Origin of the sequence: Streptomyces longispororuber (assembly GCF_014656095.1) — a bacterium.
GTDB lineage: Bacteria > Actinomycetota > Actinomycetes > Streptomycetales > Streptomycetaceae > Streptomyces > Streptomyces longispororuber.
On record NZ_BNBT01000048.1, the window covers coordinates 38,696 to 54,868 of the forward strand.

Here is a 16,173-nt window from a genome sequence, read left to right on the forward strand (position 1 = left end):
TCACCGCCATGCCACCGATCACGAGCCGCAGAGGACTGCTCATGGGCGCGGCCGCCGTGTCCGCGGGCGCCGTCCTGACGGGCTGCACCAGCAACGAGCCGAAGGACTCCGACGACGGCCCGGCCGACAACGGCCAGGCCGTCGCCGACGACAAGCCGGGCAAGGAGGTGACCATCGGCTTCGCCGGGCCGCAGGCCGACCACGGGTGGCTGAACGCCATCAACGACAACGCCAAGCGGCGGGCGGAGAAGTACCAGGACGTCACCCTGGAGTCCACCGAGGGCTCCAACGACACCGCCGCCCAGATCGGCCAGGTGGAGACCCTCATCAACAAGAAGGTCGACGTCCTCGTCGTCCTGCCCGCCGACGGCAAGGCCCTCACCCAGGTCGGCCTGAAGGCCATGAAGGCCGGGATCCCCGTGGTCAACCTCGACCGGATCTTCGCCACCGCGCAGGCCTACCGCTGCTGGATCGGCGGCGACAACTACGGCATGGGCCTCAGCGCCGGGCACTACATCGGCGAGAAGCTGAAGGACAAGGGGAACGCCCGGGTCGTCGAGCTCGCCGGGCTCGACAACCTGGAGCTCACGAAGCAGCGGACGAAGGGCTTCGACGACGCCCTGAAGAACTACCCGAACATCAAGAAGGTCGCCCGCCAGGCTGCCGAGTTCACCGTCGAGTCCGGCCAGGCGAAGATGTCGCAGCTCCTCCAGGCGCAGAAGGACTTCGACGCCCTGTGGAACCACGACGACGACCAGGGGGTCGGCGCCCTGCGCGCCGTCAAGCAGGCCGGGCGCGACGACTTCCTGATGGTCGGCGGCGCGGGCGCGCTCTCCGCGTTCCAGGAGATCAAGGCCGACCGGGGCGTGCTGAAGGCCACCGTCCTGTACCCGCCGACGATGGCCGCGTCCGCGATCGACCTGGCCCGCGCGCTCGGCCAGGGCAAGGGCATCGGCGGCATGGCCGAGTTCGAGATCCCGGCCTCCATCACGCTCTACTCGGCCGTCGTCGACAAGGACAACGTCGACCAGTACATGTCCACCGGCTTCAAGTGAGGCGGCCCACCGCCCCGCGCAGCGGACGCCGCGCCGACCAGGAGGAGTTACCGCATGAGTGAGACGGAGCACGAGGCCGCTTCCGGGGCCGGGCCGGTGTCCGGGGCGGGGGCGGGGCCGGGGGCGGGGCCGGTGTCGGGGCCGGTGTCCGGGGCCGGGCCGGCGCCCGGCCCGGGTACCGCGGCGGCGCCCGGCCCGGGTACTGCGGCGGCGTCCGGACCGGGTGCCGCGCGGCGCCACGTCGGCGTGGGCATGGTCGGCTACGCCTTCATGGGCGCCGCCCACTCCCAGGGCTGGCGGACCGTGGGGCACGTCTTCGACCTGCCGGAGGACCCGCGCCTCGCGGCGGTCTGCGGCCGCGACGGCGCCGCCGTGCGCGCCGACGCCGAGCGGCTCGGCTGGGCGGCCGCCGAGACCGACTGGCGTGCCCTCGTCGCCCGGGACGACGTCGGCCTCGTCGACATCTGCACGCCCGGCGACAGCCACGCGGAGATCGCGATCGCCGCGCTGGAGGCGGGCAAGCACGTGCTGTGCGAGAAGCCGCTCGCCAACACCGTCGAGGAGGCCGAGGCCATGGCCGCCGCCGCCGAACGGGCCCGCGCGCGGGGTCAGGTGGCGATGGTCGGCTTCAACTACCGCCGCGTGCCCGCGCTGGCGCTGGCCCGCCGCCTCGTCGCCGAGGGCCGCCTCGGCGCGCTGCGGCACGCGCGGTTCACGTACCTCCAGGACTGGCTGGTCGACCCCGGCGCGCCGCTGACGTGGCGACTGCGGAAGGACCGGGCGGGCTCGGGCGCCCTCGGCGACCTCGGCGCGCACATCGTGGACCTCGCGCAGTACCTGACGGGTGAGGCCGTCGCGGGCGTCTCCGCGTTGACCGAGACGTTCGTACGGGAGCGGCCGCTCGCCGGTGGCTGGGGCGCGGGCGCTCCCGGCGGCCTGGGCGCGGCGGGCGGTGCGGGCGCCGGAGCCGGGGGAGCCGGGGCCGGAGCCGGGGGAGCCGGGGCCGGAGCCGGGGGAGGGGGTGCCGGTACCGGCACCAGTTCCGGTTCCCGTACGCGCGGGGCGGTCGGTCAGGTCACGGTCGACGACGCGGCCGTGTTCACCGCGCGGTTCCCCTCCGGGGCCCTCGCCACCTTCGAGGCCACGCGGTTCGCGGCGGGCCGCAAGAACGCCCTGCGCCTCGAACTCAACGGCTCCGACGGCTCCCTGGCCTTCGACCTGGAACGCCTGAACGAACTCTCCTTCCACGACCACACCGCGCCCGCCGCCTCGGCCGGCTTCCGCCGCATCCTCGTCACCGAGCCCGACCACCCCTACGTGGACGCCTGGTGGCCGCCCGGCCACGGCCTCGGCTACGAGCACTCCTTCGTGCACCAGGCCCGCGACCTGCTGCACGCCGTCGCCACCGGCACCACGCCCGAGCCCTCCTTCGCCGACGGGCTCGCGGTGCAGCGGGTGCTGGCCGCGGTGGAGGAGAGCGCGGCCAAGAACTCCGTGTACACCCCGGTCGTGGCCTGAGCCCGCTCGTGGCCCGAGCCCGTTCCCGGCCCGCGGCCCGCCGCGGCCGACGACTCCGAAGGGACCCGCCATGCCCCGCCCGTTCACGCTCTTCACCGGCCAGTGGGCCGACCTGCCCCTGGAGGAGGTCTGCTCCCTGGCCCGCGACTTCGGCTACGACGGCCTGGAACTCGCCTGCTGGGGCGATCACTTCGAGGTCGACAAGGCCCTCGCCGACCCGGCGTACGTCGCGGGCCGCCACGCGCTGCTCGACAAGTACGGCCTCAGGTGCTGGGCGATCTCCAACCACCTCGTCGGCCAGGCGGTGTGCGACGCCATCATCGACGAGCGCCACCGCGCGATCCTGCCCGCCCGGATCTGGGGCGACGGCGACGCGGAGGGCGTACGCCGCCGGGCCGCCGCCGAGATGGCCGACACGGCGCGCGCCGCCGCGGCCTTCGGGGTCACCACGGTGGTCGGCTTCACCGGCTCCGCGATCTGGCACCTGGTGGCGATGTTCCCGCCCGCGCCCGAGTCGATGATCGAACGCGGCTACGAGGACTTCGCCGAGCGCTGGAACCCGGTCCTCGACGTGTTCGACGCGCAGGGCGTCCGCTTCGCGCACGAGGTGCACCCGAGCGAGATCGCGTACGACTACTGGACGACGCACAAGGCCCTGGCCGCCGTCGGCCACCGGCCGGCCTTCGGGCTCAACTTCGACCCCTCCCACTTCGTCTGGCAGGACCTGGACCCGGTCGGCTTCCTCTGGGACTTCCGCGACCGGATCTACCACGTCGACTGCAAGGAGGCCCGCCGCCGCCTGGACGGCCGCAACGGCCGCCTCGGCTCCCACCTGCCGTGGGGCGATCCCCGGCGGGGCTGGGACTTCGTCTCGGCGGGCCACGGGGACGTCCCCTGGGAGGACGTCTTCCGCATGCTGCGCTCCATCGCCTACGAGGGTCCCGTGTCGGTGGAGTGGGAGGACGCGGGCATGGACCGCCTCCAAGGCGCCCCCGAGGCCCTGCGCCGCCTCAAGGCCTACGACTTCGACCCACCCACGGCCTCCTTCGACGCGGCGTTCGCCCGCTAGGGCCGCACTCGCGCGGGGCGGCCGCGCTCGGCGGAGAGTTCCAGCCTGTCCGGCGTTTGAGGACGAGGCGCGGAGCGCCGAAAAAAGGGGGTCCAGGGGGCGGAGCCCCTGGTTCCGGGAAAGGGGCGGGTCTGGGGCGCCCCGCGAGGGACCGGCCCCGCCGACTTTGTCCCGCCCAAGGAAGAAGCCGCACACACCTCCCGCGCAAGGACTACCCGTCACGGACAAACATGGCTACCGTCCCTGATGTGTACAGGACATAACCCTCCCGGGGTGACGGCGCACCCCGGGCGCCCGCACCCACCGGCACCACCGTCCCCCACCGGAGGACCCCGTGCACAGACCGCGCCCGAGAACCCGCAAGCCCCTGGCCCTGCTCACCGGCTCGCTCCTCACCGCCGCCACGCTCACCCTCGTCACCCCGCCCAGCTCGGCCCAACCCGCCGCCCCTGCCCCGCAGCCGCGCGCGGAGGACTTCCAGCAGGTCACGCTCGCCAAGGGCGAGCCGGAGACGGGCGAGCCCATGACGCTCGCCGTCCTCCCCGACCGCTCGGTCCTGCACACCTCCCGCGACGGCACGGTCCGCCGCACCGACGCCGCGGGCGTGACGAGGGTCGCGGGCAAGATCCCGGTCTACACGCACGACGAAGAGGGCCTGCAAGGCATCGCCATCGACCCGGGCTTCCGCAAGAACCGGGCCGTCTACCTCTACTACGCCCCGCCCCTGTCCACCCCGCCGGGCGACGCGCCCAACGAGGGCACGGCGGCGGACTTCGCGAAGTTCGACGGCGTCAACCGCCTGTCCCGCTTCGTGCTCAAGGCCGACGGCACGCTGGACACGGCCAGTGAGAAGAAGGTCCTCGACGTCCCCGCGAGCCGCGGCATCTGCTGCCACGTCGGCGGCGACATCGACTTCGACAGGCAGGGCAACCTGTACCTGTCGACGGGCGACGACTCCAACCCCTTCGCCTCCGACGGCTACACCCCCATCGACGAACGCCCGGCCCGCAACCCCGCGTACGACGCCCAACGCACCTCCGCCAACACCAACGACCTGCGCGGCAAGATCCTCCGCATCAAGGTCAGGAGCGACGGCTCGTACTCCATACCCCGCGGCAACCTCTTCGCCAACGGCAGCAGGAAGACCCGCCCCGAGATCTACGCGATGGGCTTCCGCAACCCGTTCCGGATGAGCGTCGACAAGCCCACCGGCATCGTCTACGTCGGTGACTACGGCCCCGACGCCGGCACCGCCGACCCGAAGCGCGGACCGGCCGGACAGGTCGAGTTCACCCGCGTCACCAAGCCCGGCAACTACGGCTGGCCGTACTGCACCGGCAAGAACGACGCCTACGTCGACCACGACTTCGCCACCGGCACCTCCGGCGCGGCCTTCAACTGCGCCGCACCGCGGAACGAGTCGCCGCGCAACACCGGCCTGACGGCCCTGCCGCCCGCGCAGCCCGCGTGGATCCCGTACGACGGCGGCTCGGTACCGGAGTTCGGCACCGGCTCGGAGTCCCCGATGGGCGGCCCGGTGTACCGCTACGACGCGAACCTGGACTCGCCGGTCAAGTTCCCGCAGGCGTACGACGGGGACTTCTTCGCGGGGGAGTTCGGACGGCGCTGGATCAAGCGCATCGAGCACGGCGGCGACGGTACCGTGACGTCCATCAACGCCTTTCCCTGGAAGGGCACCCAGGTGATGGACATGGAGTTCGGCCCGGACGGCGCCCTGTACGTCCTCGACTACGGCACCGGCTTCTTCAACGGCGACGAGAACTCCGCCCTCTACCGCATCGAGAACGCCACCGGCGGCCACTCGCCCGTCGTGGAGGCCGCCGCCTCGGTGACCAGCGGCCAGGCCCCGCTGAGAACCCAGTTCACCGCCAAGGCGACGGACGCCGACGGCGACACCCTGACGTACGCGTGGGACTTCGGCGACGGCACCACCTCCACCGAGCAGAACCCCACGCACACGTACGACAAGAACGGCACCTACACCGCCACCGTCACCGCCAAGGACCCCTCGGGCCGCACCGGCACCGCCGGCGCGCACGTCACCGTCGGCAACACCGCGCCGACCGTGGAACTCCAGCTCCCCGGCAACGGGCAACTCTTCACCTTCGGCGACAAGGTGCCCTTCAAGGTGACGGTGACCGACCCGGAGGACGGGCCCGTCGACTGCTCCAAGGTCAAGGTCACCCACATCCTCGGCCACGACAGCCACGGCCACCCCGTCACCTCCGCCACCGGCTGCGAAGGCACCCTGCAGACCTCCGCGGACAGCGAGCACGACCCGAACGCCAACATCTTCGGGGTCTTCGACGCCGAGTACACCGACCAGGGCGCGAACAGCCAGCCCCCGCTGACCACCCACGACCAGAACATCACCCAGACCAGGCTCCGCCAGGCCGAGCACCACGGCGGCTCCCAGGGCGTGCGCGTCGTCAGCCACACCCCGGCCCACGGCGGCAGGACGGTCGGCGACATCCACCACGGCGACTGGATCTCCTTCACGCCCTACCTCCTGAACAACGCCACCAAGCTGACCGCGCGCGTCGCCTCGGCCGGCTCCGGCGGCACCCTGGAGGTCCGCGCGGGCGCGCCCGACGGGACGCTGCTCGGCAGCGCCCAGGTCACCCCGACCGGCTCCTGGGAGACGTACACCGACGTCAGCACGGCCCTCACGGGCGCACCGGCCTCCACCACGACGCTCTACCTCGTCTTCAAGGGCACGGGCACGGGCGCGCTGTACGACGTCGACGACTTCACCTTCACCACGAGCTGAGAGGGAGGCACCGTGATGCGCGCACGCGCACGGCTCGCCGTCGCCACGGCGGCCGCCACCCTGCTGATCGGGTGCGCGTCGGGGTCGGCGTCCTCCGATCCGGGGCCGGACCGGACGGGACCCGGCAAGGACGGCGAACGCGTCCTGGTCTTCTCCAAGACCGCCGGCTTCCGCCACGACTCGATCCCGGACGGCGTCGCCGCCGTCAGGGCCCTGGGCGCCGCCCACGGCTTCACCGTCGACGCGACGGAGAACGCCGCGGCCTTCACCCGCAAGAACCTCGCCCGCTACGACGCCGTCGTCTGGCTCTCCACCACCGGCGACGTCCTGAACCCCCAGCAACAGGGTGCCTTCGAGCAGTACATCCGCGCGGGCGGCGGCTACGTCGGCGTCCACGCGGCGGCCGACACCGAGTACGACTGGCCCTTCTACGGTGCCCTCGCGGGCGCCTACTTCCGGTCCCACCCCGCGGTCCAGCGCGCCAGGATCACGGTCGAGGACCACGCCCACCCGGCCACCGCCCACCTCGGCACCGACTGGCACCGCACCGACGAGTGGTACGACTACCGCGCCAACCCGCGCGAACGGGCCCGGGTGCTCGCCTCCCTCGACGAGTCGTCGTACAGCGGCGGCACGATGGGCGGCGACCACCCCATCGCCTGGTGCCAGGCGTCCGTCGCGGGCACGGCCGGGCGGTCGTTCTACACCGGCGGCGGCCACACCAAGGAGTCGTACGCCGAGCCCGCCTTCCGGCAGCACCTGCTCGGCGGCATCCGCTACGCCACCGGCGCCGCCCACGCCGACTGCCGCCCCGAACGGGGCCACACCCCCCTCTTCGACGGCAGCGAGGCCTCCCTGGCGCAGTGGAAACAGGCCGGGCCCGGCTCCTTCGCCCTGAAGGACGACGGCACCCTCACCTCGGTCGGCGGCATGGGCCTGCTCTGGTACGCGGACCGGTCCTTCGGCTCGTACTCGCTCAAGCTCGACTGGCGGATGAGCGGCGCCGACAAGGACGACAACTCCGGGGTCTTCGTGGGCTTCCCGCCCTCCGACGACCCCTGGTCGGCCGTGCACCACGGCTACGAGATCCAGATCGACGCCACCGACGTCCCGGAGAAGACCACCGGCTCCGTCTACGGCTTCCAGTCCGCCGACCTCGCGGCCCGCGACCGCGCGCTGAACCCGCCGGGGGAGTGGAACACCTACGAGATCCGCGTCGAGGGCGAGCGCCTGCGCCTGTGGCTCAACGGCGTCCTGATCAACGACTTCACCAACACGGACCCCGCACGGAGCCTGCGCGACGGCCACATCGGCATCCAGAACCACGGCGCCGACGACGAGGTCGCGTTCCGCGACATCCGACTGCGGGCCCTGCCCCCGGTCCGAACCGGGGCGGAACCGGCCCCCACCACCACCGCCCCGCGGACCGGTGCCCGTCCTGCACCCACGGCTGGCGGCGGCTTCGCGGCTGGCGGCGGTCTCGCGGCTGGCGGCGGCCTCGTGGCTGGTGATGGCCTCGTGGCTGGTGGTGGCCCGGTGGCTGACGGCAGCCTCGCGGCTCACGGCGGTCTCGCGGCTGGCGGCGGCCCTGCGGTTGAGGGCGGTCCGGTGGCGCAGGGCGGTCCCGCGGCCGGCGGTGGCCTCGTGGTGCACGGGCGCCACGCGGCCGGAAGCGGGGGCGCGGCCCGGGCCGAAGGGGCCGGCGCCCGATAGACGGCGGTGGGCGGAGGACGCCGGACCTCCGCCCACCGTCTTGTCACCGTCCCGCCCGCACCGCGAGGCACGGGTGACGGGTGAGGACCGAGCGAGTGCGCGCACGACCCGTGCGCGCGGACAGGAGGCAGCCGTGTCCAGTACTGCTACCGCGGACCGCGTCGGGGTGTGGCTGATCGGCGCCCGGGGGTCGGTCGCGACGACGGCCGTCGCGGGCTGCGCGGCGATGGCGGCGGGCCTGCACCCGCCCACCGGCATGGCCACGGAGACCCCGGCCTTCGCCGGCGCCGGGCTGCCCGCCCTGTCCGCGCTCGTCTTCGGCGGCCACGACGTCGTGGAGTGCCCGCTCCCCAAGCGCGCCGAACAGCTCGCCGCCGGGGGAGTCCTGCCCCACGACCTCCCCCTGGCCGTCCGCGCCGAACTCCTCGCCGCCGACGCCGAGATCCGCCCCGGCGGCCCCCACCCCGGCGACACCCGCACCGACGAGGACCTCATCACCGCCTTCACCTCCGATCTCCTGGACTTCCTCCGCCGCCGGGGCCTCACCCGGGCGGTCGTCGTGAACGTGGCCTCCACGGAACCGGCCCCGGCGTCCGCCCCCTCCGACGCGGCCGGACCACTCCCTCCGGGGGCAGGCTCCGGCCCGGCAAGGGAGCCGGGGGAGTCCGCGGAGCCGCCAGCGCCCGGTGAGCCCCCAGTGCCCGGTGAGCCCTCGGTGCCCGGTGAGCCCGGTGAGCCCGGTCGGGGTGCGGCCTCCGGTGCGGAGGCGGGGGCCGGAGGGAGGCTGCCCGCCAGCTCCCTGTACGCGGCGGCTGCCCTGCGCGCCGGCTGCTCCTACGTGAACTTCACCCCCTCCACCGGTCTCCACCACCCGGCCCTGGCCCGCCTCGCCGCCTCCGGCGGCCTGCCCCACGCGGGGCGGGACGGCAAGACGGGCCAGACCCTGCTGCGCTCCGTGCTCGGCCCGATGTTCGCCCATCGGGCCCTGGTGGTCCGCGCCTGGTCCGGCACCAACCTCCTCGGCGGAGGCGACGGCGCCGCCCTCGCCGACCCGCGCGCGGCCGCCGCCAAGAACGCGGGCAAGGAACGCGTGCTCGCCGACACCCTCGGCGCCGTTCCCGAGGGCGAGGTCCACATCGACGACGTGCCCGCCCTCGGCGACTGGAAGACCGCCTGGGACCACATCGCCTTCGAGGGCTTCCTCGGCACCCGCATGACGCTCCAGACCACCTGGCAGGGCTGCGACTCCGCCCTCGCCGCCCCCTTGGTCCTCGACCTGGCCCGCCTCCTCTCCCGCGCCCACGAGCGCGGCCTCACCGGCCCCCGCCCGGAACTCGCCTTCTACTTCAAGGACCCCGACCCCGGCGCCCCCTCCGGCCTCGCCGACCAGTACGCCGCCCTGGTCGCCTTCGCCGCCCGCCTCCGGGAACGGGGTGAGTGACGCGTGCCGACCCTCCGCCCGAATCTCCGCCCAGACACCCGCGCCTGGGCCGAACTCCTCCGCCTGCCCGCCCTGTTCACCGTCCCGGGCGACGCCCTCGCCGGTGCCGCCGCGACCGGCCCGCGCCCCCGCCGGGGAACCGTCCTCGCTCTCACCTCCTCCCTCTGCCTGTACGAGGCGGGCATGGCCCTGAACGACTGGGCCGACCGCGCCGAGGACGCCGTGGACCGGCCCCACCGGCCCGTCCCGTCCGGCCGCGTCTCCCCCGTCGCCGCGCTCACGGCCGCCGGGGCCCTCACGGCGGCGGGCCTGGGCCTGGCCGCCCGGGCGGGCCGCCCCGCCCTGACGGTGGCCACCGCCCTCGCCGGCACGGTCTGGGCCTACGACCTGTCCCTCAAGCACACCAAGGCCGGTCCCACCGCCATGGCCACGGCCCGCGCCCTGGACCTCCTCCTCGGCGCGACCGCCACGGCCACGGCTCCCGCGAACCGCGTCGGCGACGGCACCGAGGCTTGGAGCGTCCACGGTGGCCCGGGCGCGGTGGCTTCCGCGCTGCCCTCCGCCCTGGCCGTCGGCGCCCACACCCTCGCCGTCACCTCCGTCTCCCGGCACGAGACCCGAGGCGGGTCCACCACCGCTCCCCTGGGCGCCCTCGCCACGGTCCTCGTCCTGAGCCACGCGGTGGCCCGGCCCCGGCGAGCGGCGGGCGGCACCGGGGACCTGGCCCGGGCAGGTCTCGCCGCCGCCTACCTCACCACCGCCGGCCGCCCCTACCTGCACGCGGCCCTGAACCCCTCACGCCCCTTGACCCAACGCGCCGTCGGCGGCGGCATCCGCGCCCTGATCCCTCTCCAGGCGGCCCTTGCCGCACGCTCCGGCGCCCCCGGCACCGCCCTGCTCACCGCGGCCCTGGCCCCGGCCGCCCGCCGCTTCGCCCGCCTGGTGAGCGTCACATGACCTCCCGGAACGAGTGGCCTCCGGCCGGGGACACCGGGGAGGGACGGTCTTCGGGCCGGGGCGCCGGTGGCGGCCGGCCCGACAACGGGCAACCCCAGGCACCCTCCGCGCAGGCCGCCCCCGCCGGCCTCCGCTTCGGTTACGGCACCAACGGGCTCACCGACCTCCGGCTCGACGACGCGCTCGGCCTTCTTGCCGACCTGGGCTACGCCGGTGTCGGGCTCACCCTCGACCACATGCACCTCGACCCGCTCGCCCCCGACCTGCCCGCCCGCACCCGGCGGCTGGCCCGGCGCCTTGACCGGCTGGGGCTGACGGTCACCGTCGAGACGGGCGCCCGCTATGTGCTCGACCCGCGCCACAAGCACGGCCCCTCGCTGCTCGACCCCGACCCGCGGCGCCGGGCCGAGCGGGTCCGCCTCCTCACCCGGGCCGTACAGGTCGCCGCCGACCTGGGCGCGCACGCCGTGCACTGCTTCAGCGGCACCGTGCCCGACGGCACCCCGGAGCCCACGGCCTGGGCGCGGCTCGCCGACGCCCTCGCGCCCGTCCTGGACGCCGCGGCCGCCGCGGACGTGCCGCTCGCCGTCGAACCGGAGCCCGGCCACCTCCTCGCCACCCTCGCCCACTTCCACCACCTCCGTCGTCTCCTCGGCGACCCCGCACCGCTGGGCCTGACCCTCGACATCGGGCACTGCCAGTGCCTCGAACCCCGCCCGCCCGCCGACTGTGTACGCGCCGCCGCGCCCTGGCTGCGGCACGTCCAGATCGAGGACATGCGCCGCGGGGTCCACGAGCACCTGCCCTTCGGCGACGGCGAGATCGACTTCCCGCCCGTCCTGCGCGCCCTCGCCGACAGCGGCTACCAAGGCCTGACCGTCGTCGAGCTGCCCCGTCACTCCCACGCGGGCCCCCAACTGGCCGCGCGGTCCCTCGCCTTCCTCCGCCGGGCCGCCGCCCTCGCCCGGCCGAGTGCCCCCGGGCATCCCACCTCCGCTCCTTCCACCGTCACCGTCACTCCTTCCGCCGCCGTTCCTTCCGCCTCCGGTCCCGCCGCCTCGGGGACGGCCCACGACGCCGCGTCACCCCCAGGAGGAACCCCGTGACCGACTCGCCCGCCGTCACCGACCTCCGCTCCCGTCTCGACGCCGCCCTCGGCGGAGCCGCCCGCGCCTGGCTCGACCAGGCCACCGCCGAGGCCGCCGCGCACCCGTCCGCCGACGCCGAGGACGCCCGGGCGGCCGTCCACCAGGCCGCCCCGCCCACCTGGGAGGTGCGCTTCGCCGAAGCCGGGCGGCGCTGCGGGCCCGAGCACGCCGACGCCGCCCGGCTGCTCCTGCTGCACGCCGCCCGCGCGGACCGCACCACCCTCGCCCGCCTCTACCACCAGGGCACCGCCGCCGAGCGCCGCGCCGTCCTGCGCGCCCTGCCCCTGCTGGTGCCGGGCCCCGACGCCCTGCCACTGGTCGAGGACGCCCTGCGCACCAACGACACCCGCCTGCTCGCCGTCGCCCTCGGTCCGTACGCCGCCGCGCACCTCCCGCCGCACGCCTGGCGGTACGCCGTCCTGAAGTGCCTGTTCACCGGCGTGCCCGTGGACACCGTCGCCGACCTGGAACGCCGCGCCCGCGCCGACACCGAACTGGCCCGGATGCTCGTCGACTACGCGGACGAACGCACCGCCGCAGGCCGCCCCGTCCCCGCCGATCTCCACCGCGTCCTGGCCCTGACGGCCACGCCGGCGCCCCCACCGGCCGCACCGGGCCCCCGGCACGAGACGGCCCCCGCGGCCGCCGTCTCCCCTTCGACCCCCACCGGCGAGGAGCAGGAGTCCTGATGCGCATCTTCGACCCGCACATCCACATGACGTCCCGCACCACCGACGACTACCAGGCGATGCACGCCGCGGGCGTGCGCGCCGTCGTCGAGCCCGCCTTCTGGCTGGGGCAGCCCCGCACCTCGCCCGCGACCTTCGTCGACTACTTCGACTCCCTCCTCGGCTGGGAGCCCTTCCGCGCCGCCCAGTACGGCATCGCCCACCACTGTGCCATCGCGCTCAACCCGAAGGAGGCGAACGACCCGCGCTGCACGCCCGTGCTCGACCTGCTGCCCCGGTACCTGGTGAAGGACAACGTCGTCGCCGTCGGGGAGATCGGCTACGACTCCATGACGCCCGCCGAGGACGCGGCCCTCGCGGCGCAACTGGAGCTGGCCGTCGCACACGAGCTGCCCGCACTCGTGCACACCCCGCACCGCGACAAGCCGGCGGGCCTGCGCCGCACCCTGGACGTCGTCAAGGAGTCGGCCCTGCCCCTGGACCGGGTCCTCGTCGACCACCTCAACGAGACCACCGTCGAGGAGGCCAAGGACGCGGGCTGCTGGCTGGGCTTCTCCGTCTATCCCGACACCAAGATGGACGAGGACCGGATGGTCGCGATCCTGCGCCGGTACGGCCCGGAGCGCGTCCTCGTCAACTCGGCCGCGGACTGGGGCAGGAGCGACCCCCTCAAGACCCGCGAGGTCGGCGACGCGATGCTCGGCGCCGGCTTCACCGAGGACGACGTCGACCGCGTCCTGTGGCGCAACCCCGTCGCCTTCTACGGCCTCAGCAACCGCCTCGTCCTGGACGTCGCGGCCACCGACGCCACCCACGAGGGCAACTCCGTCCTGCGCGGCGGGGCGTGAGCCATGCGCTTCCGCCACCCCGACGGCTCGACCGTCCACCTCGCCTATTGCACCAACGTCCACCCGGCCGAGACCCTCCACGGCGTCCTCGCCCAGCTCCGCGACCACTGCGAGCCGGTCCGCAGACGGCTCGGCCGCGCCCGCATCGGCATCGGCCTCTGGCTCGCCAAGGACGCCGCCCACACCCTCGACACCGACCCGGCCGCCCTGCGCGCCCTGCGCGCCGAACTCGACCGGCGCGGCCTCGAAGTGGTCACCCTCAACGGCTTCCCGTACGACGGGTTCGGCTCCGGCGAGGTCAAGTACCGCGTGTACAAACCCGACTGGGCCGACCCCGAGCGCCTGGAACACACCACCGCCCTGGGCCGCGTCCTGGCCCGGCTGCTGCCCGACGACGTCACCGAGGGCACCATCTCCACCTTGCCGCTGGCCTGGCGCACCGCCTTCGACGCGGACCGCGCCCGAGCGGCCCGCGCCGCCCTGGCCACCCTCGGCCGTCGCCTGGACGCGCTCGCCGACCTCACCGGCAGGTCCGTCCGCGTCGGCCTCGAACCCGAACCCGGCTGCACCGTGGAGACCACCGGCGACGCCATCGAGCCCCTCACCGCGATCGGCCACGACCGCGTCGGCGTCTGTGTCGACACCTGCCATCTCGCCACCTCCTTCGAAGATCCGCGCACCGCGCTCGACGCCCTCGCCGTCGCGGGCGTCCCCGTCGTCAAGACCCAGCTCTCCGCCGCCCTGCACGCCGAACACCCCCACCTCCCCGCCGTACGCGCCGCTCTCACCGCGTTCGACGAACCCCGCTTCCTGCACCAGACCCGCACCGTGCCCCGCGGCCCCCGCAGGGCGGCCGGAGCGGCCCCCGCCCTGCGCGGCACCGACGACCTCGGCGAAGCCCTCACCGGTGACGCCCTGCCCGACACGGCTCCCTGGCGCTCCCACTTCCACGTGCCGCTGCACGCGGCCCCGGCGCCTCCTCTCACCTCCACGCTCCCCGTCCTCCAGGAGGCGCTCGCCCGCCTCGTCGGCGGGCCGCGCCCGCGCACCCACCACCTGGAGGTCGAGACGTACACCTGGCAGGCACTCCCGCCCGGCCTGCGGCCGCGCGCCCGTGCCCAGCTCGCCGACGGCATCGCCGCCGAACTCGCCCTCGCCCGCGACCTCCTGACGGACCTCGGCCTGAAGGAACTGCCATGACCTCCTCCGCCCCACGACGGCCGACCCCGCTGCTCGTCCTCGACGTCGTCGGCCTCACCCCCCGTCTGCTCGCTCACATGCCGTGCCTGGCCGCCCTGGGCGAGGCCGGCTCCCAGGCCTCGCTGGGAACCGTCCTGCCCGCCGTCACGTGCGCCGCGCAGTCGACGTTCCTCACCGGCACCACTTCCGCCGAGCACGGCATCGTCGGCAACGGCTGGTACTTCCGCGAGCTCGGCGACGTCCTGCTGTGGCGCCAGCACAACGGCCTCGTCGCGGGGGACAAGCTCTGGGACGCCGCCCGCCGCGCCCACCCCGGCTACACCGTCGCCAACATCTGCTGGTGGTACGCCATGGGCGCCGACACCGACCTCACCGTCACCCCCCGCCCCGTCTACTACGCCGACGGGCGCAAGGAACCCGACTGCTACACCCGGCCCCCGGCCCTGCACGACGAGTTGACCCGGAAACTCGGCACCTTCCCCCTCTTCCACTTCTGGGGCCCCGGCGCGGACATCGTCTCCAGCCGGTGGATCGTCGACGCCACCCGCCACATCCTCCACACCCGCCACCCCGACCTCGCCCTGTGCTACCTCCCTCACCTCGACTACGACCTGCAGCGCTTCGGCCCCGACGACCCCCGCTCCCACCAGGCCGCCGCCGACCTGGACGCGGTGCTCGCACCGCTCCTCGCCGACGCCGCCGCGGCAGGGCGCACCGTGGTCGCGCTGTCCGAGTACGGCATCACCCCCGTGAGCCGGCCCGTCGACATCAACCGCGCGCTGCGCCGCGCCGGGCTCCTGGAGGTCCACACCCAGGACGGCATGGAGTACCTCGACCCGATGGCGTCCAAGGCCTTCGCCGTCGCCGACCACCAGATCGCCCACGTCTACGTGCGCCGCCCGGAGGACCTGGAGGCCACCCGCGCGGCACTCGAGGGCCTGCCCGGCGTCGAGCAGCTCCTCGACGACGAGAGCAAGAAGGCCCACCACCTCGACCACCCCCGCTCGGGAGAACTGGTCGCGATCGCCGCACCCGACGCCTGGTTCACGTACTACTACTGGCTCGACGACGCCCGCGCGCCCGACTTCGCGCAGCTCGTCGAGATCCACCGCAAACCCGGCTACGACCCGGCCGAGCTGTTCATGGACCCGGAGGACCCCTACGTCCGGCTCAAGGCCGCCGGGGCCCTGGCCCGCAAGAAGCTCGGTCTGCGGTACCGCATGGCGGTCGTGCCCCTCGACCCGTCGCCGGTGCGGGGCAGCCACGGCCGCCTCCCGGCGGGCGAGGAACGTGACTCCGCGCCGCTCATTCTGTGCTCCACCCCCCGTGCTGTCTCCGGCCGCGTCGCGGCCACCGATGTGAAGGCGCTGCTGCTGCGGCTCGCGGGGCTCGACTGAACCCCGCGGGCGATCACCCGGACGTGGCGTCGCCCGCGCCCCGCCCGGTGGCCGCGACGGCGGCTCCCTCCGAGCCGCCCCGACCCGTCCGAGCCGCCCCGGTTCCCACGCATTCCACTGAACCAGAGCGCGCCGCCCCTGCCATCGGGGTCGGCCCCCGATCCCACCCTGACGCGTTCTTCGAACCCATCCCTGAGATAACCCCGACCCGACCCACCTCGGGAGGCCCCTATGACCCGCAAGCCCCCACCCGATCCCGACCTCGCCCGCAGACTGAGCAGGCGCGGCGTCCTCGGCGTCGCCGCGGGCGCCGCCGCCGCGGCGCCCGCCGCCGCGGCCGCGCCCAC

General features: G+C 74.6%; 12 protein-coding genes. All 12 read left to right on the forward strand.

The window, feature by feature from the left end:
* Positions 1-8: 8 nt before the first annotated feature.
* The 12 genes from IE330_RS17285 to IE330_RS17340 all read left to right on the forward strand — a co-directional run bounded on the left by IE330_RS17285 (position 9) and on the right by IE330_RS17340 (position 15,826).
* The gene (locus IE330_RS17285; RefSeq protein WP_190136924.1) at positions 9-1,055 is read left to right on the forward strand and encodes a substrate-binding domain-containing protein; all 1,047 of its coding nucleotides are present in this window, start codon (positions 9-11) and stop codon (positions 1,053-1,055) included.
* A gap of 54 nt (positions 1,056-1,109) precedes the next feature.
* Positions 1,110-2,573, forward strand: coding sequence for a Gfo/Idh/MocA family protein (locus IE330_RS17290; protein WP_373314669.1), 1,464 nt, complete (start codon positions 1,110-1,112; stop codon positions 2,571-2,573).
* Between the two features lie 70 nt (positions 2,574-2,643).
* Complete coding sequence (locus tag IE330_RS17295; protein ID WP_190136925.1) at positions 2,644-3,642, forward strand: sugar phosphate isomerase/epimerase family protein; 999 nt, start codon at positions 2,644-2,646, stop codon at positions 3,640-3,642.
* Between the two features lie 334 nt (positions 3,643-3,976).
* Positions 3,977-6,433 carry a PQQ-dependent sugar dehydrogenase gene (locus tag IE330_RS17300; protein WP_190136926.1) on the forward strand — a complete coding sequence of 819 codons (2,457 nt, stop codon included), beginning with the start codon at positions 3,977-3,979 and terminating at the stop codon, positions 6,431-6,433.
* Between the two features lie 15 nt (positions 6,434-6,448).
* Positions 6,449-8,146 carry a ThuA domain-containing protein gene (locus IE330_RS17305; protein WP_229925710.1) on the forward strand — a complete coding sequence of 566 codons (1,698 nt, stop codon included), beginning with the start codon at positions 6,449-6,451 and terminating at the stop codon, positions 8,144-8,146.
* Between the two features lie 133 nt (positions 8,147-8,279).
* Positions 8,280-9,587: an inositol-3-phosphate synthase gene (locus IE330_RS17310; protein ID WP_190136927.1), complete on the forward strand. Its 1,308-nt coding sequence runs from the start codon at positions 8,280-8,282 to the stop codon at positions 9,585-9,587.
* 3 nt (positions 9,588-9,590) lie between these two features.
* Positions 9,591-10,544, forward strand: a complete 954-nt coding sequence (locus tag IE330_RS17315; protein WP_190136928.1) for an SCO3242 family prenyltransferase — start codon at positions 9,591-9,593, stop codon at positions 10,542-10,544.
* Positions 10,541-11,650 (forward strand): sugar phosphate isomerase/epimerase family protein, encoded by a 1,110-nt coding sequence (locus IE330_RS17320; RefSeq protein ID WP_190136929.1) that lies wholly within the window; start codon positions 10,541-10,543, stop codon positions 11,648-11,650. Before IE330_RS17315 ends, IE330_RS17320 begins: the two co-directional genes overlap by 4 nt.
* Positions 11,647-12,381: an EboA domain-containing protein gene (locus IE330_RS17325; RefSeq protein ID WP_190136930.1), complete on the forward strand. Its 735-nt coding sequence runs from the start codon at positions 11,647-11,649 to the stop codon at positions 12,379-12,381. Before IE330_RS17320 ends, IE330_RS17325 begins: the two co-directional genes overlap by 4 nt.
* Positions 12,381-13,229 carry a TatD family hydrolase gene (locus IE330_RS17330; protein WP_190136931.1) on the forward strand — a complete coding sequence of 283 codons (849 nt, stop codon included), beginning with the start codon at positions 12,381-12,383 and terminating at the stop codon, positions 13,227-13,229. Before IE330_RS17325 ends, IE330_RS17330 begins: the two co-directional genes overlap by 1 nt.
* Positions 13,230-13,232: 3 nt before the next feature.
* Complete coding sequence (gene eboE, locus IE330_RS17335; protein WP_190136932.1) at positions 13,233-14,429, forward strand: metabolite traffic protein EboE; 1,197 nt, start codon at positions 13,233-13,235, stop codon at positions 14,427-14,429.
* Positions 14,426-15,826, forward strand: coding sequence for an alkaline phosphatase family protein (locus IE330_RS17340; RefSeq protein ID WP_190136933.1), 1,401 nt, complete (start codon positions 14,426-14,428; stop codon positions 15,824-15,826). Before eboE ends, IE330_RS17340 begins: the two co-directional genes overlap by 4 nt.
* Positions 15,827-16,173 lie beyond the last annotated feature (347 nt).